Below are 22,014 nucleotides of genomic sequence, written 5' to 3' on the forward strand. Positions count from 1 at the left end.
CACGTCATGTCGCAGACCGCGCGTCGCATCACGACCGGCATCGTCGTCGTCCTGCTGATCTTGATGGCGGTGCTGTTGTTCCGCGGACCGCGGTTCAGCGTCGAAGGTGAGAACACCCAGGACAGCGCCGGCCGCCCCGTCACGATCCCCGACCTGCAGGTCACCTGCGGTGCGGTGGCGACCGTCGGCTGGCCGACCGATCACGCGCAACTGAACACGACCCCGCACAGCTGGACGAGTTTCCACATCGAACCGTCGGTGTCCCTGCCGTCGCCCGTGTTCGACTCGATGGCGGCCGGCTTCGACCAGGAGTGCAACGAACGCAGGGACACCTACACGGCGTTCCTGGTCGTCCTGGTGATCCCCGTGTGCCTGCTCGGCACGCTGGTCATCGCCCGGCGACCACGATCAGAAGGACCAGTCGCCAGCGAGTAGCCCGGTCGACTTCCAGGTCTTCCTGCCGGACCCCGCGGCCGTACCGCGGCGGCCCGGCAGGCTCGACTCAGGCGGACTTCTCGCGCCGTTCGCGCCGGGTGGGCTGGCGCGACACGATGGTCGGGTTCACGTTCTCCCGCACCGTCTGCTCGGTGATGACGACCTTGGCCACGTCGGTCCGGCTCGGGATGTCGTACATCACCGACTGCAGAACCTCTTCCATGATCGCCCGCAGCCCGCGAGCACCGGTTCCTCGCAGGATCGCCTGGTCGGCCACCGCGGCGAGCGCCGTCTCGGTGAACTCCAGCTCCACGCCGTCCATTTCGAACAGCTTCTGGTACTGCTTCACCAGCGCGTTGCGCGGCTCGGTCAGGATCGAGACCAGCGAGGCCTTGTCCAGGTTCGTGACGCTCGCCACGACGGGCAGGCGGCCGATGAACTCGGGGATCAGGCCGAACTTGATCAGGTCCTCGGGCATCGTGTCGGAGAAGAAGTCGGCCTCGTCGATCTCGGCCTTCGACCGGATCTCGGCGCCGAAGCCGATGCCGCGCTTGCCGACCCGCTCCTGGATGATCCGCTCCAGCCCGGCGAACGCGCCGGCCACGATGAACAGCACGTTCGTCGTGTCGATCTGGATGAACTCCTGGTGCGGGTGCTTGCGCCCACCCTGCGGCGGCACCGACGCGGTCGTGCCCTCGAGGATCTTCAGCAGCGCCTGCTGCACGCCCTCGCCCGACACGTCGCGGGTGATCGACGGGTTCTCGCTCTTGCGGGCGATCTTGTCGACCTCGTCGATGTAGATGATGCCGGTCTCGGCCCGCTTGACGTCGTAGTCGGCGGCCTGGATCAGCTTGAGCAGGATGTTCTCGACGTCCTCACCGACGTACCCGGCCTCGGTGAGCGCCGTGGCGTCCGCGATGGCGAACGGCACGTTGAGCATCTTCGCGAGCGTCTGCGCCAGGTAGGTCTTGCCGCAGCCGGTCGGACCGAGCAGCAGGATGTTCGACTTGGCCAGCTCGACGGTCTCTTCGCGGCTGTCGCGGCCTTCGCGGCCCTCCGGCCTGCGGTCGCCGACCTGGATGCGCTTGTAGTGGTTGTAGACCGCGACGGCGAGCGTGCGCTTGGCGTCGCCCTGGCCGATCACGTACTGGTCGAGGAATTCGTGGATCTCGGCGGGCTTCGGCAGCTCGTCGAGCTTGACGTCGCCGGCCTCCGCGAGCTCTTCCTCGATGATCTCGTTGCAGAGGTCGATGCACTCGTCGCAGATGTAGACGCCAGGACCGGCGATGAGCTTCTTCACCTGCTTCTGACTCTTCCCGCAGAAAGAGCACTTGAGCAGGTCTCCGCCGTCACCGATACGTGCCATGACCGCTGACCTCTGTCCCCTCCGACGTCCCGGGTCGAAACCCGGTGCGCCTGGCTGCTGTCCTACCCGTCCCGGCACCGGGATGAGCGCGTTGCTCTCGACGGTACCTGCCAACACCCCCATAAGGGGAGCATCACCGCCGATCCCGGCATGCCGGATGCGTAACGCACCCGGCACACCGGGGTCGAATCAGCCGGTGGAGAGCTTCCGGTACGGCAGGACCTCGTCGACGATCCCGTAGTCCTTGGCTTCCTCCGCGGTGAGGATCTTGTCGCGCTCGACGTCCTTGCGGACCTCGTCGGCCGACTTCTTCGTGTGCCGAGCCAGGATCTCCTCCATGGAGCGCCGGACCCGCTGGATCTCGTTGGCCTGGATCTCCAGGTCGGAGACCTGACCGTAGGCGCCTTCCATCGAGGGCTGGTGGATCAGCACGCGGGCGTTGGGCAGCGCGTAGCGCTTGCCCGGCGTGCCCGCGGCGAGCAGCACGGCAGCGGCCGACGCGGCCTGGCCGAGGCAGTAGGTCTCGATGTCCGGCCGGGCGAACTGCATGGTGTCGTAGATGGCCATCAACGAGGTGAACGAGCCACCCGGCGAGTTGATGTACATCTTGATCTCACGATCCGGATCGGCCGACTCCAAGTACAGGATCTGCGCCATCACGTCGTTGGCCGACGCGTCGTCGATCTGCACGCCGACGAAGATGATCCGCTCTTCGAACAGCTTGTTGTAGGGGTTGGACTCCTTGACCCCGTAGCTCGTCCGTTCGACGAACGAGGGCAGGATGTACCGCGCCTGCGGGGAGTAAGGGTTGCTCATGTCACTGTCTCCTTCGCGAGCTCAGTTGGTCTGGCTCGCACGCGCGACCACGTGATCGATGAAGCCGTATTCCTTGGCCTCATCGGCGGTGAACCAGCGGTCGCGGTCCGCGTCCGCGGTGACCCGCTCCACCGTCTGACCGGTCTGCTCGGCGGTCAGCTCCGCCATCTCCTTCTTCCACTTCACCAGCACCTCGGCGCGGATCGCGATGTCCGACGCGGTGCCGCCGACGCCGCCGGACGGCTGGTGCATCATGATCCGGGCGTGCGGCAGCGCGTAGCGCTTGCCCGGCGTGCCGGAGGCCAGCAGGAACTGGCCCATCGAGGCCGCCATGCCCATGGCCCACGTCTGCACATCCGGCTCGATGAGCTGCATGGTGTCGTAGATGGCCATCCCCGCGGTCACCGAACCGCCCGGGGAGTTGATGTAGAAGGTGATGTCCTTGGTGGGGTCCTCGGCCGCGAGCAGCAGCAGCTGCGCGGTGATCCGGTTGGCGATGTCGTCGTCGACCTCGGAGCCGAGGAAGACGATGCGCTCACGGAGCAGCCGCTCGTACACCGAGTCGTTCAGGTTGAGCCCCGCGGTCGCCGACCGCATGTGGGGGGTGATGAGTCGCTGCGTCACGTCTGCCTGCCTTCTCCCTCTGGTTGACCAGACGAGGTCGGAACTGATCTCGTAATCGACCCTAACCAACGTGGGCGGCGCCGACTTCCCGACACCGCCCACTTTCGCTCAGAGCTTCACGAGTTGCTGCTGGCGGGCTCCTCGGCCGACTCGTCGGCGGCGTCCGTCACATCGGTGGCGTCCGTGACGTCCGCACCATCTGCCGCCTGAGCCGCGGCCGGCTGGGGCGCCGGGCCGAACAACTCGACGAGGTCCAGCGTCTCGCCCGAGGCGTCGGTCACCGTGGCCTGGTGCACCACGGACGCGAGCGCCTTGCCGCGCCGCACGTCGGCGAAGATCGCGCCGAGCTGGCCCGACTGCTGCGCGCGCTGCACGTACTCGTCGGGGCTCACGCCGAAGCGCTGCGCCTGGTAGATGATCCGCTCGGTCAGCTCGGCGTCGTTCACGCTGACCTGCTCGGTCTCGGCGATCTGGTCGAGCACGAGCTGGGTCTTGACCGCCTTCTCCGCCTCGGTGCGGACGTCGGCGTCGAACTCCTCGCGGGTCTTGCCCTGCTCGGTGAGGAACTCGTTGAACTTCTCGTCGTCGTGGTCGAAGGCGTGCACGGCGTCGTGCTGGCGCACCTCGATCTCGGACTCGACGACCTTCTCCGGCAGCGGCACCTCGGTGGTGTCGAGCAGCGCGTCCAGGATCTTGTCGCGGGCCTGCACGCCCTGCTGCATGCGCTTGACCCGGGTCAAGCGCTGCCTGAGGTCGTCACGCAGCTCGTCGATGGTGTCGAACTCGCTGGCCAGCTGGGCGAACTCGTCGTCGGGCTCGGGCAGCTCGCGCACCTTCACCGACTGCACGGTGACGGAGACCTCGGCGTCCTTGCCGGCGTGCTCGCCCGCGACCAGCTTGGTCGTGAACTGCTTGGTCTCGCCCTCCGACGCGCCGATCAGCGCCTCGTCGATGCCCTCGACCAGCTCGCCGGAGCCGATCTCGTAGGACAGGCCGGTGGTCTTGGCCTCCTCGACCTCTTCGCCGTCGACCGTGGCCGACAGGTCGATGGAGACGAAGTCGCCGTTCTCGGCGGGGCGGTTGGCGCCGGTCAGGGTGCCGAAGCGGGCACGCAGCTCGTCGAGCTGCTCGGTGACCTCGTCGTCGGTGAGCTCGAGGTCGTCGACCGACACCGACAGCTCGCCGAAGGCCGGCAGGGTGATGTCGGGGCGGACGTCGACCTCGGCGGTGAACGCCAGCTGCTCGCCGTCCTCGATCTTGGTGACCTCGATCTCGGGCTGGCCGAGGGTGCGGACCTCACCGGAGGTGATGGCCTCCATGTACTTGGCCGGGATGGCCTCGTTGACCACCTCGTCCAGGATCGGCGCGCGGCCGATGCGCGATTCGATGACCCGGGCCGGCGCCTTGCCGGGCCGGAAGCCCGGGATGCGCACCTGCTTGGCGATCTTGCGGTACGCGGCGTCGAAGTTCGGCTTGAGCTCGTCGAACGGCACCTCGACGTTGATCCGGACCCGCGTCGGGCTGAGGTGCTCGACGGTGCTCTTCACGGTTGGACTCCTCGGGACTTGACGTGTGTGCGAGACGTGGCGGCGCGCACCGCGGGGGCGCACCCGGGCGCGCGGTCTTCTGCCAGGTCGACGCCCGAGTCTAGTTGTCTGCGCTTCGCCCCTGCCCGGGGGCCGGTCAGTGGGCGGTCAGTGGCCAGTCAGTGGCCGTCGCTGGCGATCAGCAGCGTGGTCCCCTGGGCGATCACCTTCAGCACCTTGTGCTGCTTCTGGCCGTCCTTGTAGGTCACGTCGACCGGGACGTTGACCGAGCCGTCGCCGTTGGGCGTGACGCCGCGGGCGTTGCGCGCGCTGAGGTCGGGGTACTGCGCCCAGTACGCCTTGAACGCGTTGAGGTCGCCGAAGCTCTGCTGGACCTGCGGGGTCAGCTTCGCCCACATCGCGTCGACGTCGGGCTGGCCGTTGTAGTAGTCGATCACCAGCTGGCCGGCCAGCTGGTAGTTGACGACGCCATTGCTCTGCACCGCCGGTGGCTTGGTGGTGGTCGTCGTCGCGGTGCTGGTGCTCGTCGAGGACGCGGGCGGCGGTGGCGTCGTCGAGGTCGCACCGGCGGCCGGGGTGTCGGGCTGGTTCGCGGCGATGACGACGGCGGTGACGACGCCGGCGAGCACGAGGACCGCGACCAGGATCGCGACCAGGCGCCCGGTGAACACCTTCTTCGGCGGCTGCGCCATGCCGCGGGCGGGCGTCTGCGGGGTCGACGGCAGGATCGCCGGTTGCGGGCGTGGCGGCGTCGGCGGGATGCGCTGGGGCCTCGGCGGCGGTGCCTGGGTGACCGGCGTCGCCGGCGTGGTGGGCATCGCCGGGCTCATCGTGCGGGTGGCCGTGCGGGGCGGCAGCGCGGTGACCTTCGCGCCGGAGGCGACCTCCGAGAGCGCGGCAGCGGCCTCCTCCATCGAGGGCCGCTGGGCCGGGTCGGGGCGCAGCAGGCTGGTGATCACCGGGGTGAGCGGGCCGGCCTTGGACATCGGGCGCACCTGCCCGCCCGCGACGGCGTAGAGCAGCGCGAGCGGGTTCTCGGCGCGGCCGAACGGCGGCTCGCCCTCGACGGCGTGGTAGAGCGTGGCGCCCAGGGAGAAGACGTCGGAGGCGCGCGAGGTCTCGTCGCCGCGGGCGACCTCGGGGGCCAGGTAGGCCGGCGTGCCGGCGAGCGTGCCGGTGCTCTGGGTCATGGTGCCGTCGTCGATGGCCCGCGCGATGCCGAAGTCGGTGATCTTCGCGGTGCCCGAGTGGGCGATGAGGACGTTGCCGGGCTTGATGTCGCGGTGGATGATCCCGGCGGCGTGCGCGGCCGCGAGCGCGACGGCGACCTCCGCGCCGACGGCGGCGGCCTCCTCGGGCGGCAGCGAACCGCGCTCGCTGATCACCTGCGACAGGCTGCGCGAGGGCAGGTACTCGAGCACGAGACACGGATCGCCTTGGTGCTCGGCGACGTCGTAGACGACGACGGCGTTGTGGTGCTGCAGCCGGGCCGCAATGCGTGCCTCACGCATCGCGCGGCGCCGCGCCTGGTCGGCCTGCTCCTCGGTGCGGCCCGGCCGCACGAGCAACTGCTTGATCGCCACGGTCCGGTCGAGCCGTTCGTCACGCGCCTGCCAGACGATGCCCATCGAGCCGCTGCCGACGAGTTCGAGCAGCCGGTACCGCCCCGCGATCAGGTGGCCCTTGTCGATGGCTCTTACTCCTTGGTTGCGTGGCTGATCGCGCCCCCCGACGCGCGCCCGACAACCGTCGACCCTAGCGAATGGTCCGGTCCACGGCCGCAATGGCTTACCGGTCGCGCGCGCCGGGCACGCAACGTCAGCGAACTTTTCCGGCCCAGCACCGTCGCGGCGCCGCCTGCGGGGCCGAACTCGCGCGAACTGCCTTGCGTGGCACCAGGATCCGGCTGGTCTCCCGCCCCCTGTGGACGACAGCCACCGAGGGTCCGACTCAGCGCGTAGAAAAGAACAAGACTGTTTTTCGCCGATGTGGACAGGCACCCTCGGTGGCCGGCACGCGGAAGGTGGGGGCTTGTCCAGTACCGAGATCGACAACGAGCAGCAGTACGTCGCGACCCTCTACGACCAGTTGGACGCCCTGCGGGCGCAGGCCGCCGACCGGTTGGCCGTCGCGGTCGAGCCCGATGTGAAGGCGTTCTGGCAAGGCGAATCGGCGCGGCTCGCGGCCGTGGAGGACGGGCTCTGCTTCGGCCGGCTCGACCTCGTCGACGGCCGGCGCGCCTACATCGGCCGGCTCGGCCTGTTCCGGGACGAGGACGACGAACCGCTGCTGGTCGACTGGCGGGCGCCGGCGGCGCGCCCGTACTACGTCGCGACGGCGGCCGAGCCGGGTGGCGTGCGCCGGCGCAGGCGCATCACCACGCGCGGGCGGACCGTCGTCGCCCTCGACGACGAATTGCTGGACGGCGACGCCGGCGATCCCGGTGACCTGGTCGGCGAGGCCGCGCTGCTGGCCGAGCTCGGCGCCGAGCGGACCGGCCGGATGCACGACATCGTCACCACGCTGCAGGCCGAGCAGGACCGTGTGGTGCGCGACGACCACCCCGGCGTGCTCGTCGTGCAGGGCGGCCCGGGCACCGGCAAGACGGCGGTTGCCTTGCACCGCTTGGCATGCCTGCTCTACACCCGGACGCAGCTGCGCGGCCGGGGCGTGCTCGTGGTCGGGCCGAGCACGATCTTCCTGGACTACATCGGCCAGGTGCTGCCGGGGCTCGGCGAGAACTCGGTGGTCACGACGACCATCGCCGGGATGCGCCCGGACGCCGTCATCACACGTGCGGGCACCACGGAAACCGTGACGCCGGAACAGGTCGCGGCCGCCGTGCGCGCCCGCGTGCGGCGGCGGGAGCTCGAGGTCGAGTTCGAGGAGCAGCGCCTGGTCGTCGATCCCGGTGCGGCGATCACCGCGGCCCGCGCGGCCGGGCTGCCGCACAACGCGGCACGCCTGGTGTTCCAGCGGCACGTGCTCGACGCGCTGGCGCGGGAGCTGGCCGACCGGATGGAACGGGTCGTGCTCACCGAGTCCGGCGAGGCGCTCGACGGTGGCAGCACCGACGGCACGCTGGGCGCGGCCGACCTGCGCGCGCTGGAGGCGGCCGGTGTGATCATCGACCCGGACCAGCCGCAGGCGCCCCGCACGGTGCTCGACGAGGCCGACAAGGCGTCGCTGCGCGATGCGCTGCTGGCCGATCCCGGCGTGACCGACGCGCTCGACGAGGTCTGGCCGCACCTGCGCGCCGAGGACGTGGCCGCCGAGGTGCTCGGGTGGCCGGACGGTTGGAGCGAGGCCGACGTCCCGGTGCTCGACGAGGCCGCGGCCGTGCTCGGCGACGGCGGGTTCCCGACGTACGGGCACGTGGTGGTCGACGAGGCGCAGGAGCTCTCCCCCATGGCCTGGCGGATGCTGATGCGCCGCTGCCCGACCCGCTCCATGACGATCGTGGGCGACCTCGCGCAGACCTCGACCACGGCCGGCACGACGTCGTGGGCGGACGTGCTCGGCCCGCACGTCGAGGACCGGTGGCGGCTGGCGCAGCTGACGGTGAACTACCGGACGCCGACCGAGGTCATGGCCGCGGCCGCGAAGCTGTTCGCGGCGCACCACCCCGGCCTGACGCCGGCGCGATCGGTCCGCTCGACCGGGCACCAACCGTGGCGCCTCGAAGGCCCGTTGCCGTCGTCGATCGTGGCCGCGGTCGCCGAGCACACGACGGGACGGCTCGCGGTGATCACCCCGCGGGCGCACCACGCGACGCTGGTGGCCGCGTTGGGCGTGGCCGCGGAGCCGGACCTGACCGCGCCGGTGGTCGTGCTGACCCCCGCGCAGGCGAAGGGCCTGGAGTTCGACGTGGTCCTGATCGCCGACCCGGCCCGGATCCTGACCGAGAACCCCTTGGGGCACAACGACTTGTACGTGGCGATGACGCGGGCGACGCAGCGGTTGGGCATCGTCCACCCCGGCCCGGTGCCGGACGTGCTGGCGGACGTGCGCCAGAGGGAGTCATGACATTGGACCTCCCCGCTGTCCGCGCCGCCGCTACCGCGCAGGCCGAGCGCGCCACCCGGGGCACCGAGGACATGCGGGCCTACCTGGCGCGTCAGGTGAAGGACGGTGCGCACCGGGAGGTGATCGGGCCCCTGCTGCCCGCGTCCGGAGCCAGCGGCGTGATCGTCCACAGCGGCGAGCGCATCGCCGGATGGGGCAACCCCGAGATCCCGGAAATGGCTTACAGCGTCACCAAGAGCGTCGTGTCCACGGTCGCGGGCATCGCCTTCGACCTGAAGTTGATCCCCGACCTGCACCAACCAGTGGCCGACACGCTCGACCTCCCGGAACTGGCCGGCGCTCGCGCGAGCACGATCACCTGGCACCACCTGCTGCAGCAGACCAGCCAGTGGGACGGCGAACTCTGGGGCAAGCCGGCCTGGGCGGACGCCGCGAGCAACCGAACGGGAAGCGCGCCGGCGGGCGCCGTACCGGGCTCCGGGTGGGCCTACAACGATGTCCGGGTCAACCTGCTCTGCCTCGCGCTCACCCACCTCTTCGGGCAGTCGCTGCCCGCGGTGCTGCGCGACCACATCCTCGAGCCCCTTGGTGCCGCCGGCACCTGGTCGTGGCACGGCTATCACAACTCCGTCACCAGCGTCGACGGTGAAGCCGTCCCCGTCGTGAGCGGCGGTGCGCACTGGGGCGGCGGCCTCTGGATCTCGGCCGTCGACCTCGCCCTGCTCGGCGGGCTCTACCTCGGCAACGGACAGCATCAGGCCCGGCAACTGCTCAGCACCACCTGGATCGAGCGCACGTGGCAGCCGTGCCCGCACAACGCCGACTACGGCTACCTCTGGTGGCTGAACCACCGGCAGGTGCTGTTCCCGACCGCCCCACCGACCGGTCGGTGCGCCCGCGGCAACGCCGACCAGCACCTGCTCTGGATCGACCCGGCCCGCGACCTCGTCATCGCGTCACATTGGGGCGACCACGTCGAAGAACTCCTCCACGACGTCTCGATCGCCGTACCGACCCGATGATGTCGCAGTGGCCGGGCGGCCACTGCGACATCCCACAGGTCAGCGTGTAGATCTCCGGTCGGGGTGCGTGAGGCCCTTTCAAGCCCGCCCCATCAGGTACGTCGACTCCTCGAACTGGCCACCTCATGGCCAGACCAGCAACAAAGTGACCCACCTCACACGTTACAACACCGGACGGCTCGTCAGCTCCGCCCCGATGAGGTCGATGAACTAGTGGTCGCATACAGGGCTGGTGCCAACATAGATAAGCTGGCGACGCGGCTTGGGCTCCATCGAAGCACTATCGGCAAGCATCTCCGGTCACGCGGCATCGACACCTCCCCACCCGGACTCCAGCCAGGTGACGTTCCAGCTGCCCTGAGGCTCTATCGAGCCGGACGGACATACGCACAAATCGCTAGCAAGTTCAACACAAGTCAGACCGCTGTTCGCGATCAACTCCACCGAGCGGGCATCCCGAAGGCAGCTGCGCACGGACGATCGGGCCGTCATCTGCCGCGATGCAGTCCGACAGACGACCAGACCTCATAGCAGCCCGATTGGGGCTTGCCATCATTCGCGTCACCTACTGTTGCACGGATCTACAAACTACCGAGACGGTCGGTCAATTGCTGAGCGTTTATACAGTTGGTGCCTAAAGCGCTCCGAACTAAGACAAGCCAAATAGGTGACATAGCCATGCGCTATGGGCGCACGCGGTTAAGCTGTTCAGGATCAGGCGAGCTGAGCTGACCACCCGTAGGAGTCGTCATGACACGAGGCAGATCGAAGCCGCTATCGCTGCTTGCCGCTTGTTGTTGCGTTGCTGCCAGCGTAAGCAGCTGCTCGGCTGCCCCTCAAAGCGCCTCTCCTGAAGAGATCATCCAAGCTATCGAACACACCGTAGGTGCGTCGGACGCCGCGAGCGGAGCTAGCCTCGACTGGCTGCCATACGACCTCCCCGTGCCGGTCGACGCTCAGCCGATCACCATACGTAGCTATCGCGTATACATGAACATCGCTCCAGACGTTTCCTTGGCAGTTCGCCCCTCAAGTCACGGAATGCAGACGTTCATGTATATAACAGGGCCAAAAGCACCTACCGAGTACCGCTTCGGGTTTCATATACCAGCCGATACCAAGCTGCAAAAATTGAATGACGGCTCAATCAGCCTTCTCAACGAAAACAGCGGCGCAACCGCCTCGGCATTGAAGCAGCCCTGGGCCATCGGCGCCAGCGACCACGTTAACCATAGGACGAGCTTTTCTCTAGATGGTAATAGTGTCACTCAAACTATCGATCTTACCGGTGCGCAATACCCGGTAGTCGCCGATCCCAACTTTGATGATCCTCTAACGCAGCTATTGGAAGGGCGCGTTGCTGCCCTCGGCAAAGATGGGCCGTCAACTAGTCTTCCGCTCGGCTACGGTCGTATATATACGGGCCCGAACGGGCTAGAGATCCGCCTCACTTCCCTAGGTAGCGTCAAAGCAGTTGAGACTGTTGCGATTGGAACCGGAACGATTGTTGCACTGGTCGGCCTTCCCGAAGATCTAAGCGCCATCTTGGGCGGCGCTTTAGCAAGCAGAATCTCTTGGATTAGACAGCTACTGAAACGGATTCCTCCTAAGGTCGCAACAGCTCTAGCCGGCCTTAAGGCCATCGCTGACGCAAATACGGATATTGACTCCATAGTTGCAAACAACGCATTACAAAACCAGTGTATCGGGATTACGATCCAGCACTCCCAACTCGGAGAGTTTTTAGCTCGGGCAGCAACCGTCATGGGCAACCCATTCCTTGCACTGCCTTTCACGAGCATCGATACTCGCATCTGGCTTGAACCATGCAGTTCTACTCCGAAGCCGAGGAGTGCTCCTGCCACCTCACAGACACCTGCTGCGAACAGCCCTAATACTAGTTCTCAGACCACTTCATCTCGTCCTACACAAGCACAAACAACACCCCCCCAACCGCAACAAGTTCCACAGCAGCCAACAAAACCTGCCCATGTCGATTATGGCGACATCGTCATGATAGAAGCATGCCAAAAGGAATACCCCGGCAATGGCGCCGGCGCGACGTATCTAGATTGGAACGATCCCAAGTCGTGGGTCTGCACCGACGCATCAGGCGGTCACCTAGGCCCAGTAAGTGTCCAATATTGGTGCAACGTTATTCACCCTGGAAGTACTGCCGTGGTCGTAGAAAATACGGCGTATGGGTGGCGCTGCAGGACATGAATAGCTATTCGCTATGGGAACACGCCTGCACGTTGTAAAATACGACGATGAAGCGCGTCTTATCCAAATTCAGGTCGACTCGCGGGGCAAAGTTACGACTGATTGCCGTGTCCTTAAGCTGGACGCTAGTTGTTGGCCAGTGGGGGCGCGCCAGCAATATTCCTCGCGAACTGGCCATCTCTCTCCTTGTTGGAACATTGATTGCAGTATTGTCGGCGCAAGTTGGCGAACGAGACCGGAGTCTGCCACCAACGCAGGCTCGCGGCGAGCAACGATCATTTCAGCGAAACCTGGCATGGGATCATTTAGGTGCTGTCCTTGTGTTCAGCACAGTGTGGGCGTTCAACAAATGGCGACATTATCCACCGTCCCTGCCCTCGTATTGGTTCGGGCTCGCACTCATAGGCTTTGCCTATCTTGCACGAAAGGGCGGCGCTCTCGACCCGACCACGCAAGTCGACCGAATCGCATTGAAACAACAAGGTAGGGCCGTCAGCGAAGAGCTCAGCCACACCGTTGAAAAGAACAAATAACTGTTAGGCACCATGTCCGTTGCTGAACCGCTGCAACTGATCAACAATCCAGCCAGGCAAGGCGTGACGCGCGTACGGGTTAGAGATCAGCTGAGTTTCCCATCGCAGCTCCTCACCATCCGGCGTCGACCACAGCCCGGACGAATAGAGACAGACGGCCGAGACACGGGTATACATGTGGGGCTGGAACCGCCGCTCGACCACATGACGCCAGCTCTTCATGGCTCCAGATGCTTCTGTCGTATCAATCATGACGAGACCTGGCGCATTAGTGGGCAGCTGCTTGCTCTCGCGATCGAGGAAATTCTTAGCGCGGGAATCCGCGAACGGCCATCGGACCGACACCGACCGCTGAACATTGTCCTGCACTACGGCTCGCATGGCTCCGAGTCGCGGCGTGTATGGCTCGCTGTGATCCTCCAGCGTTACGCCTGCGCCGCCATATTCGCCCCAATAGAGGGTACCGAGTCCGTTGCTCAGCTCCGTTCGAACATGGTTCGCATTGTGGAGGTACGTGGCGACTTCTCGTACGAGCGGTTCAACCTCGTCATCGCCCGGCGCGCGCCTGAGAAATATCTCAAGAGCGTAGTTACCCACATGAGTGTCAGCCAGCTTGCATAGTCGCTCGATGTGCCTGCGTATTGTTGCCTGCGCATCTGATGTGCAGGGCTGCGCGACCTCGACATACGTCCAGTCCTCGTTCGTTTGACGTACGCGAAAATCAGGCTTCCGGTTGCGGGCGCCAACAACGATATCGGGCTCGACTTCTAGACTATGGGTTGAGTCACCGGCGCAGACCAGATGAATCGAGCTCAGCTCAGCCAGAGCGTCGGGGATACCTTCTCGAACCTTAGCCAAGAGGTGCGCAGAACCAGGAGCATTGTCCAGGGTGGCGAGTTGTTGACCGAGACGAACTACGCGAATAGTCGGAAGGATGCCGTGATGAGGCAGACCGCGATGAAGGTGGCGGGCCTCTACCCACTCCCGACCGAACCGCTCGGCAACCGTATTGAAAGCTCGCGTGACCTCGTCGGGCGACAGCGCGAGCTGAGCACCGAGCAACCAGTTCTCATCAATCTCGCGCCAGGTGTACATCTCGCCCTCAAACTTTAAACATGTGTCCGACAAAAGCACGGCCCACGACTGCGCTCCGGCATCGAGTCGCTTGGGCAGGCTAGCGAGTTGGCTCGCCACTAGCATCAGAGATAGTGGCCAGGTAACTCGGTCGGGAGGCTTGCAGTGGCGCACACCGGCACAGACGTCCGCTTCCGCACGCTCGACGGCCTGCAGTTCGCCGGCACGCTCGTCACGCCGGGCTCTTCACCAGATCACGCTGCCGTCATGGTTCATGGTGGTGGCGTCACCCGTGAAGAGGGCGGCTTCTTCACCCGCCTCGCCGCCGGCCTGGGAGACGCGGGCGTAGCCAGCCTGCGGTTCGACCTCCGCGGACACGGCGAGAGCGAAGGCCGCCAGGAGGATCGAACGCTGACCGCTCACCTCAACGACATCCGCGTGGCCATCGAATGGGTACGAGCGGAGACCGGCGCGACTCGCGTCAGCCTGCTGGGGGCGAGCTTCGGCGGGGGCCTCGTGGCCTACTACGCCGCCAAACGTTCGGATGAGCTCGCGCGCCTCGTGCTACTCAACCCCCAGCTGGGCTACAAGGATCGCTACATCGACCAGAAGCCCCATTGGCATGGCGACCGACTGGACGACGAGGCGGCCGCACGCTTGCGCGAGCAGGGCTACCTCGATCACTCCCCGACGGTCAAGCACGGCCGGGCCTTCCTCAACGAGGTGTTCTGGATTCGCCCCGACGAGGTTGTAAGTGAGATCGCCGTGCCGACGCTCATCGTGCATGGCACCCGCGACACCTTCGTGTCGATCGAGTCGTCGCGGCGGGCGGCGCAGGAGCTGCAGGTCGAGCACCGGCTCGTCGAGATCGACGGCGCGCAGCACGGCTTCGCCGTCCACGACGATCCGACCTACGCCGACCCGCAATCGCAGGAGTGGCAGGCTTTCGTCATCCAGACGGTGGCCGATTGGCTGACGGCTTAGGTTGCGAGCGCCTCGCGCAAGGCACGCGGCCCAGGACGCGCACTCCACGGTTCCAGCGTCGCGAGCGCCCGACCCAGCTCACGCTTGGTTCGGGCCGAGCCGGTGACGGACGCGACGGCAGCGGACTCGAGTCCCACCGCGGCGGCGTCGTCGGGTTCACCAGCCAGAGCCAACGACGAGGCCCGGCGCGCGAGGAAGTACCCCTGATCGCGGCGGGACAAGACGCCTGTCGCAAGGACGTCCCCGAACAGGTCGGCAGCGTGCTTGGGTTTGCCCGCCTCGACGTAGCAGCTGGCGGTGCGAAGCGTCAGCGTCCCCTCGTTGAAGTAGACACCCAGCTGATCCGGCGAGTCGTCCGGATCAGTAGATCGGGCAAGTATGGATCGCGCTTCATCGAGCTTGCGTTCGACCAAACCTAAGGATTCACCAGTCATCGCCAGGCCTCGCGCCTCCTGCTGCGTCACCTCGGCGTGCACACGGGGCGGCAGCTGCCAGTGCCGCTGCCGAGCGGCTTGCGCGAGGAGCAGCACCCGCACGGCGTCGCGGTTGTCGTAGGCCATCTGCGAGCGCTTCAGCAGGATGTAGCCCTGAGCTTGGAGGTCGCCCGCCTCCTGTGCCCACTCGGTCGCTCGGCTGTACCAGAAGCCAGCCTGCGGCAGTTGCCGCACATCGCGGTACAACCAGCCGGCGAATTCAGCGCCACGGGCTCCGAGCGACAACAGGTCACGGCGGAGAGCCGGACGAACGTCGCGGGCCCCGCGCTCAATAGCGGCGAGCAGTCCGAGCACGGTGGGCAGTGTCTTCGCCGGGCCGACGGCGCCATCACCTGCCATGCAGGCCCCTAACTGCCGGGCCAGCAGCTCGACAACAGCGGCATTGAGGTTCCGCCAGGGATGCGCCAGCGCAACGTTGATCTGCTCCCGCTCATTGCTGGAGAGCGCGGAGAACACAAGCGTGGGCTCCGGCATCTCGCCATCTCCCTCGACCTCAGCAGGCGCGACCGTGTCCGTTGTCTGAAGAGGTGGCGCGGGCTCCAAGAGTTCGGTCAGGTGATCAAGGGAAACGCTGAGCGCCTGCGCCAGACGTGGCCGGTGCCACGGCTGTGGCGAAGTCGCACCCGACTCCCAGCGCTGGATGGTGGAACGCTCGACCGACAGGCGTTCGGCCAAGGCCTCTTGGCTTAGCCCCACCTGCTGACGTCGGGCCGCTAGGTGCGGCCGCTTGGCTCCCATCGCGCCCCCTCAAGATCAGCCCGTACCGCTCAGACGGCCGGGGTTGCACGGTCTGTGATCACGTGACCACCAGATCATATCGTGGCGGTGTTTGCGCAGGTGGCAATACGGATGCGGCCAGAATGCGGCTGGTTTGCGGTTCGTCTGCCGTGGTGACAACCGGTACTGGGTGGGCAGGGTCAAGACCTGGCACGTGAGCGTCACCGGCCCGCCCATCTTTCCGACGCCTCCCGCCCCGATGGGCACTGCGAACTGGTGGCGCTCACGTGCTGTCCACGCCCGACGACCCCATGAAGGACCGTCCGCCATGACGCACCCGGCATCTGATCATGACCCTCATAAGTCGACCATCCCGTGCACGGACGGCTTCCGGCGCGCACGGTCGGTGGGCCTGTGGACGGCTCCCACGTCAAGCCAGTTGGTGCTCGTCGCACCACCCGCCGAAGCTGCCCTGCTGACCCCGGCACAGGCACGCGAGCTGGGCAGGCGACTGGTGGCTCTCGCCACCGTCTGCGAACAGCAACACGCCGAGCTGGAGCGCGCCGGTCAGGACGGGCAGCCCCGGACGGGTGTCGCCTGATGGCAACTCCACGAAACGGCGGGCAGGCGAGGCAGGCGGAGCTATCAGCATGAGCACGTCTTCCGCGTTGGTCGCGCCCTGTCAGTTGGCCTCGAGTGAACACCCACTAGCAACGGCTGCCCGGCTTGACCTGGCGAATGCTGGCGCGTCCGTGTTCCGCGGCCCGCACGGCCCGGTGCCATATGTTGCTATGTGGAGCGCTGAAGCAGTCCAAGCAGCGTCCCTCGTCGAAACTGCGGGCGGCATTGCCTACGCCGACGAATCGTCGGTCGACCGGGATCGCAACGGGGTGCTGTGGACGCGGGTTTCGTCCCGTCCGGGACTCGGCAAAGCCCTGTACCGACAAATGCACCCACTGCGGCAGCGTCGGGCCATGCGGCGGCTGCTGTGTCAGGTGTGCGCCGGGCCTGCCGACCACAACGACCACGGCACGCTGTGGCTGATCCAAGACCAGCGCGGGCTATGGCCCGGCTGGCCAGAACGCGCGCAGAACACGCACCCGCCGCTCTGTTTGCGCTGCGCCCGTATTGCGGTGAAGTCGTGTCCCTGGCTGAAGCACGGCTTCGTCGCCGTCCGGGCGCAGTCGTTCGTCAGCGGCGCATGGGGCGGGGTGTACCGCACCGGTTGGCCAGACCTACGGCCATTGCTGGCGGACACCATCACGGTGCAGTTCGGCGATGCTCGTCTCCGCTGGCTGCAAGCCGACCAACTCACACGCGAACTCGTGGGCTGCGCGTTCGTCGAGCTGGACCGGTTGGCCGGAGACACGTGACATGCCGAAGCCGAACGGAGCGCAGATTCGCAAGCGACGCATAGAACGCGGCCTCACTACCGCGCAGTTGGCGGCTCGGGTTGGTTTCACCAACGAAGGCTCGATGCGCAACATCGAGGGCCGCAGCGACGCGACCTCGGAGATCAAGCTGCATCGCATCGCGCGCGAGCTGGGGGTCGCGGTGAAGGAGATCCTCGCGGACGACGACATAGGAGTTATTGGGAGCGGCGTTCTTCACGAGGTAACGCCGCGGTGACCGAGGAGCCGAAGGCCGGGAGCTGGGACTACGACAAGCTGCTGATCTCAGCCATCTCACTTGTCAACCCGCACCTCGGCCGTTACGCCCTGCACCTGGTCGACGTCGACGCTGGGCGAGGCGAGCAGCTGCCGCCAGCCGAAGAACTGCAGCTAGGCAGGGCCGTGGTTGAACTCGGCGTGGACATTCAACGACGGGCCGAGCAGCGCGGAGGCGAGCTACCGGGAGCCACTGCGGCCGGCGGCCAGGCGGTTGACGAGGAGGCGTGAGCCACACACCCGCTGCTTTTCCATCGCAAGCCAGAACGAAGGAACGGAGATGCTATGACCAGTCTCCTCCCAGAGGCGGATCACACCAGAGCGTCAGCTGCCGACAACGCCACCTCCAATGACCTTCAGTCGGTCTGTCAAAACTGCCGCTCTCTTGCGCATTACTGGAGCGATCCGCAGACTCAAGCGGTGAAGCTGAGCGATCAGACCTACGAGATGGCAACGCATCGCTGTATCTGTAATATGGCTGCCCAGCTGTCCTTAGCACGGTCATGGCCATAACCGAAATTGTGACCACTTCGCTCAAGGCTGCCGGGTAGTAGATCGTCTGCCCAGCGGTCTACAGCTAGACTACCTGGGCAGCTGTTGAACGAAGAAATAGTCGAAGTCGCATGCAGCGGCGCCTGAGCTGTTTCCGATGTCCTGCGTGTTGACCGCTGGCCCAATATTCGAAAAGATCGGGAATTGGGCAACCGATAGAGTAAGTCGATCGTTCACAAAGAAATACGTACGCAGCCCGTGTACCGCTACCGCTAGCTTCGTCCACGAGCTATAGCCCGAACCCGGCATTGCAGCCCTTAATACGAACGGCAAATGCCGTGGAGGCCCTGTATTAATCACATCGACGGAAATTGGCATAATTACACTATTAGGTTTGTCACTAACGGCAGGCAGGATAAGTTGTGCCTCAGCTATGTATCCGCCCGAAGCGCCGGGCATGGGCGCCAGCCTAAGATGTAACATTAGATACGCCCATGGATACGTCTGGATGGCAATTCCACACGCTGCAATTTGAGTCGTGCCTATCGCTCTAAAACGGGTCTCCGCATAGAAGTCGAACCTTGATATGTTAAGTTCTACATCACTCGGCGAATACACGCCGATGTTTGGAGCGTAAGGGTTAATCTGTCGCGCATGCAGTACTCCATCATCAAACTCGCATGACGTCAACGTGGGCGCTGCGAGTTCCAAAATTGGCACAGACTTCGGACATGTCTGACTACCTTCGAAATCCTCCGAAATAATGCTAACGCCTTCCCGAACCCTATCTTGATAGGCTCGGGCATCCTTCGTATCTAAGTAGTACACCGCCAAGTGACCAGCACTTTGCGTACAGGCGACGACCAACAGCAGCGCTACGATCAGCCGAAAAGGTCTAGACGACTTACACTGCGATAGCGCGATAAGTCCCATCGCCCAAAGCAGGCACCACACCGTTACGGCCGCGATCATAGGTGCCCGGTAGAGCAACAAGGCATCAATGGATGCCCAAGGCTCTCGAACGGTGGTGGGTGCCAAAATCGCACTCAACGTAGCGAGAGTGTAAAGGCAGCCGATAGCGATTTGAATCCAGTGAGCACGGACGGCAGCGGCGACCTTCTGACTAAAGCCCTTGACCACTCGACCGGTGGGACTTTTGCCTGTGTTGAGCGCCACTGGTTGATAAAGATCTGCTAGAAACGTCCGTCCGGCATCACTTGCTATGAAGCGTTCAATCGTCAGCAGAAATACCACGCCCGCCGACCTTTCGGCTCGCTTCCCTGATTCGGGCCTTGTTAGGCCGAGCCAGTAGGCGGCCCGCATTTGCCGCTGCAGTTTGCGGCCAAAGCCAGGTTTAGCTGCTTCCTGCGCTAAGCGGGCCAGATCATCCTCGCTGCAACGCAACTCAAACACCGCTCGGTCCGCGTCGTCAGTCAACCCCAAGAGCTCACCCATTGCCATGACCTGCGTATGAGCTCTCTCGGCAAGATCCTTTGGTTTGACCAATTTGCGTGGTCGATCAGGATAGCGGGGCAACGCTTCTCGCGTCTGCATCAGTACTGCGCGACCAATACGCCGGAGGGCCGTGGCCCGCTCGGCGTCGGTGAGCGTCCGATGCGCCGCCTGAGGCACGAGCGCTAACAAAGCCTGGTAGTGGACGAACTCAGCAGCAGGGGCTTCTTCTTTGCTTTTCAGCACATCAATCAGAGCCGCTAGCTCCGAGGTCATTTTGACCTCGGAGTCATCCCCTACGGCTTCGATCTGCTCGCTCATAAGCGGAGCAGTATACCGGTCGCAGATAACATATCCATAATACTTATGCTTGACATTTTCTGCAATTGGTTCATAATGCAGGCCGTCCAAGATCGTTTCCGAATTTGAGGTGGTGTGAAGAAATGCGCAGAAGTGGTGCCCTGCTCATGGAGGCCGAGGACAGCTTCTACGACTATATGCGGAAGCAAAAAAGTCCGCTCGACGAAAACGTGCTGTTCTACATCGACGAATGGCTCCAGCAGGGCGGTATCAAAGCCTGTTTGGGCGACTACACCTTCTGCCTGCGCGTCGTCATGTGCATCATGGTGCGCTACGCCAATAATCCCGACTGGTTCGGCGGCCCAGATCGCAGGCCGGGCTACTTGGTACTGGACAACGGCACCCTGCCTGCGATCCTCGATCCAGACGAATGGGCGTACCTCGCCTACAACTACGGCTGACAGCCCCGAGGTGCTGACGTCCATCCAGTCCACCGCTTGGTTGGCCTCGCTCGTGAGCGCCAGCCCCCCACAGCCCGCCCCCATCACGGGGGCGGGCTTGACGCGTTCAGGGCCGGTCGAGGCCCTGTCGAAGGTGTGTCGAAGTCTTGTCGAAGTACCTGGTTGCCGCCGACAGAACTTCGACAGTGCAGGTCAGGGGCTTGTCGGACGTGCACGGCGCTGCCTAACGTCGATCTCGTTCAAGCTCGGAGACCCGCAGTGCCAGCACCGACGACCGGACAGCCCCCACGACACCTGTCAGCGCTCAGCGCGGCGAGTCGATCGGGAGAGTCTCCTGGGGGCAAGCGTGATCAGCAAGGCCGCTCGTGTCCGGCCGATCAGAGCCGCCGACTCAACGCTCGAAAGTGACCGAAAGGAGCCGAGCCAATGACAGAGGCAAGGAGAGAAAAGCGTATGGCTACCGTTGACGATTGGCATGAGTTTCGTAACGCGGCAAACGGCAAAGACCACCTGAAACAGTTGCCGCCTCAAGCTAGTCAACCAGAGACCACCACAACTCAGCCGGCGGTTCGAGCGGAGCCGACTGCGATCGAGCCGACGGCCGCTAAGCCGATTCCGCGGTTCGGTACTAGTCCCGCCTACATCGAGGAACTCGATGCTCAGGCTCGAGAGGACACCATCATGCTGGCTCTGGAGCTGCGGCACCGTCAGGTTGTGGCGCTCTACAACGGCATTGATCGTGACATCGAAGAGGCCGTCACGCCCTTGACTCAGGCTCGCCTCATGGGATGGGCCGCAGTGGTCGAGGAAGAGATCAACAACCGCACCCGTCAGTACCTGCGTCGTGGCTCAGGCACGACGCACGAGACGCTGACCGTGCACTCCACGCGGCAGCCAAAGCCGTACTGATGGGCTCGTCTCCGCTCGACGAGGCGCGGGAGAAGATCAAACGAGTGGTCGGAGGGTTGTTCCTCACGGCGTTCCTACTCGGCCTTACGCAGCAGCTCATCGTTCCGGTGGTCTGGGCCGCTGGTTTCGTGTCGGCCCTCTGGCTCCTGCGCCTCGCAATCACGCGTTGGTGGCGTCGCTAGCGGGCTGACCGGTCGAGCCACTTCCACACTCTCCATGTCGACCTATATTAGGAGGCGTAATGCACTTGCCGAGAAGAACACGGAAACGAATCGTCGGGAAAGCAGCCGAGAATTATGAATGCCGGGAGCGTCAGCGTGCCTGCCAGGAGCTAGAACGAGAGCTCCATCTGCGTCGGACTACCCAAATGCAGCTTCCCGAAGGCCCTTGTCCCGCCGGGCTGTGACAGATTCCAGGAGCGCATCATGTGTGTTCGGTATTTATTCGGGGCAATGCCTCAAGATCCGATATCGTCCGGTCGCTATAACTATTAGCAGGACAAGTGATTCGCAGCGTTTGCGGACTACCGGTGTTGGCAACCGCTCGCGAGCTTGTCCTTTACGTCACACGAGGTTCGACCGGGCTGCCAGCATGGCCAGGAAGATCGCGACTTTCGTGTGGCGCGTCCACCCGACACCGCCCTGCCGCTCGCCTTCGCCGCTGTGGATAAGTGCCTTGATGGTTACATGCGGAGCCTGGGAATATAAAGATCCTGAACGCGCCGCCGGTTGCGTTCCGTCAGAGAGTCCCTAGGAAGTTCTTCTCTGGCGGTTATCGACCTGGCGACGTCGCTCAGGAATTCACACATCAGCAACCTCGGAACAAGGCAGCTGTGTATTTCTACTACTACGCTTTGTCGTGTGTGCTGTCAA

The 22,014-nt window shown here is 64.8% G+C and carries 20 protein-coding genes; 11 read left to right on the forward strand and 9 right to left on the reverse strand.

Translation table 11 applies throughout. The annotated features are described in order from the left end of the window. The first annotated feature begins 6 nt into the window (after positions 1-6). Positions 7-435 (forward strand): hypothetical protein, encoded by a 429-nt coding sequence (locus tag EV186_RS24405; RefSeq protein WP_133851725.1) that lies wholly within the window; start codon positions 7-9, stop codon positions 433-435. A gap of 67 nt (positions 436-502) precedes the next feature. Here EV186_RS24405 and clpX read toward each other — a convergent pair whose 3' ends face one another. The 5 genes from clpX to EV186_RS39500 form a co-directional block, all read right to left on the reverse strand. After that, positions 503-1,801: an ATP-dependent Clp protease ATP-binding subunit ClpX gene (gene clpX / locus EV186_RS24410; protein ID WP_133851726.1), complete on the reverse strand. Its 1,299-nt coding sequence runs from the start codon at positions 1,799-1,801 to the stop codon at positions 503-505. Between the two features lie 189 nt (positions 1,802-1,990). After that, positions 1,991-2,617 (reverse strand): ATP-dependent Clp protease proteolytic subunit, encoded by a 627-nt coding sequence (locus tag EV186_RS24415; protein ID WP_133851727.1) that lies wholly within the window; start codon positions 2,615-2,617, stop codon positions 1,991-1,993. A 21-nt stretch (positions 2,618-2,638) separates the two neighbouring features. Further along, positions 2,639-3,241 carry an ATP-dependent Clp protease proteolytic subunit gene (locus EV186_RS24420; protein ID WP_133851728.1) on the reverse strand — a complete coding sequence of 201 codons (603 nt, stop codon included), beginning with the start codon at positions 3,239-3,241 and terminating at the stop codon, positions 2,639-2,641. A gap of 116 nt (positions 3,242-3,357) precedes the next feature. Continuing rightward, complete coding sequence (gene tig / locus EV186_RS24425) at positions 3,358-4,788, reverse strand: trigger factor (protein WP_133851729.1); 1,431 nt, start codon at positions 4,786-4,788, stop codon at positions 3,358-3,360. A 158-nt stretch (positions 4,789-4,946) separates the two neighbouring features. Then, complete coding sequence (locus EV186_RS39500; protein WP_279538326.1) at positions 4,947-6,479, reverse strand: serine/threonine-protein kinase; 1,533 nt, start codon at positions 6,477-6,479, stop codon at positions 4,947-4,949. 340 nt (positions 6,480-6,819) lie between these two features. Here EV186_RS39500 and EV186_RS24435 point away from each other — a divergent pair, with 340 nt between their 5' ends. From EV186_RS24435 to EV186_RS24450, 4 genes are all read left to right on the forward strand, one after another. Then, positions 6,820-8,814 carry a HelD family protein gene (locus tag EV186_RS24435; protein ID WP_243754241.1) on the forward strand — a complete coding sequence of 665 codons (1,995 nt, stop codon included), beginning with the start codon at positions 6,820-6,822 and terminating at the stop codon, positions 8,812-8,814. Continuing rightward, positions 8,811-9,836 carry a serine hydrolase domain-containing protein gene (locus EV186_RS24440; RefSeq protein ID WP_243754242.1) on the forward strand — a complete coding sequence of 342 codons (1,026 nt, stop codon included), beginning with the start codon at positions 8,811-8,813 and terminating at the stop codon, positions 9,834-9,836. The genes EV186_RS24435 and EV186_RS24440 overlap by 4 nt, the downstream gene beginning before the upstream one ends. Positions 9,837-10,778: 942 nt before the next feature. Next, positions 10,779-12,059: a hypothetical protein gene (locus tag EV186_RS24445; protein WP_133851731.1), complete on the forward strand. Its 1,281-nt coding sequence runs from the start codon at positions 10,779-10,781 to the stop codon at positions 12,057-12,059. A 47-nt stretch (positions 12,060-12,106) separates the two neighbouring features. Next, a complete protein-coding gene (locus EV186_RS24450) occupies positions 12,107-12,592 on the forward strand; it encodes a hypothetical protein (protein ID WP_133851732.1) in 486 nt (161 codons plus the stop codon). 3 nt (positions 12,593-12,595) lie between these two features. Here the strand turns inward: EV186_RS24450 and EV186_RS24455 are convergent, their stop codons facing one another. Further along, positions 12,596-13,687: a hypothetical protein gene (locus EV186_RS24455; RefSeq protein ID WP_133851733.1), complete on the reverse strand. Its 1,092-nt coding sequence runs from the start codon at positions 13,685-13,687 to the stop codon at positions 12,596-12,598. Between the two features lie 144 nt (positions 13,688-13,831). Here EV186_RS24455 and EV186_RS24460 point away from each other — a divergent pair, with 144 nt between their 5' ends. Next, complete coding sequence (locus EV186_RS24460) at positions 13,832-14,650, forward strand: alpha/beta hydrolase (RefSeq protein WP_243754243.1); 819 nt, start codon at positions 13,832-13,834, stop codon at positions 14,648-14,650. Here EV186_RS24460 and EV186_RS24465 read toward each other — a convergent pair. After that, the gene (locus tag EV186_RS24465) at positions 14,647-15,882 is read right to left on the reverse strand and encodes a helix-turn-helix domain-containing protein (protein WP_133851734.1); all 1,236 of its coding nucleotides are present in this window, start codon (positions 15,880-15,882) and stop codon (positions 14,647-14,649) included. The two genes, EV186_RS24460 and EV186_RS24465, sit on opposite strands and share 4 nt — an antisense overlap. Positions 15,883-16,291: 409 nt before the next feature. Then, positions 16,292-16,474, reverse strand: coding sequence for a hypothetical protein (locus tag EV186_RS24470; protein WP_133851735.1), 183 nt, complete (start codon positions 16,472-16,474; stop codon positions 16,292-16,294). 361 nt (positions 16,475-16,835) lie between these two features. On the opposite strand from EV186_RS24470, the gene EV186_RS24475 reads away from it, so the two are divergent. The 3 genes from EV186_RS24475 to EV186_RS24485 are packed head-to-tail and all read left to right on the forward strand — an operon-like array spanning position 16,836 to position 17,759. Beyond that, entirely contained in the window at positions 16,836-17,234 is a 399-nt protein-coding gene (locus tag EV186_RS24475) for a hypothetical protein (RefSeq protein WP_133851736.1), read from the forward strand. A 1-nt stretch (position 17,235) separates the two neighbouring features. Further along, positions 17,236-17,490, forward strand: a complete 255-nt coding sequence (locus tag EV186_RS24480; protein WP_133851737.1) for a helix-turn-helix transcriptional regulator — start codon at positions 17,236-17,238, stop codon at positions 17,488-17,490. Continuing rightward, positions 17,487-17,759: a hypothetical protein gene (locus EV186_RS24485; RefSeq protein ID WP_133851738.1), complete on the forward strand. Its 273-nt coding sequence runs from the start codon at positions 17,487-17,489 to the stop codon at positions 17,757-17,759. Before EV186_RS24480 ends, EV186_RS24485 begins: the two co-directional genes overlap by 4 nt. 351 nt (positions 17,760-18,110) lie before the next feature. Here EV186_RS24485 and EV186_RS24490 read toward each other — a convergent pair whose 3' ends face one another. Next, positions 18,111-19,883 (reverse strand): hypothetical protein, encoded by a 1,773-nt coding sequence (locus EV186_RS24490; protein ID WP_133851739.1) that lies wholly within the window; start codon positions 19,881-19,883, stop codon positions 18,111-18,113. A gap of 56 nt (positions 19,884-19,939) precedes the next feature. On the opposite strand from EV186_RS24490, the gene EV186_RS24495 reads away from it, so the two are divergent. Further along, complete coding sequence (locus EV186_RS24495) at positions 19,940-20,233, forward strand: hypothetical protein (RefSeq protein ID WP_133851740.1); 294 nt, start codon at positions 19,940-19,942, stop codon at positions 20,231-20,233. 453 nt (positions 20,234-20,686) lie between these two features. Continuing rightward, positions 20,687-21,142 carry a hypothetical protein gene (locus EV186_RS24500; protein WP_133851741.1) on the forward strand — a complete coding sequence of 152 codons (456 nt, stop codon included), beginning with the start codon at positions 20,687-20,689 and terminating at the stop codon, positions 21,140-21,142. Positions 21,143-22,014 lie beyond the last annotated feature (872 nt).

The organism is Labedaea rhizosphaerae (assembly GCF_004362825.1).
In the GTDB taxonomy this organism is placed as follows: domain Bacteria; phylum Actinomycetota; class Actinomycetes; order Mycobacteriales; family Pseudonocardiaceae; genus Labedaea; species Labedaea rhizosphaerae.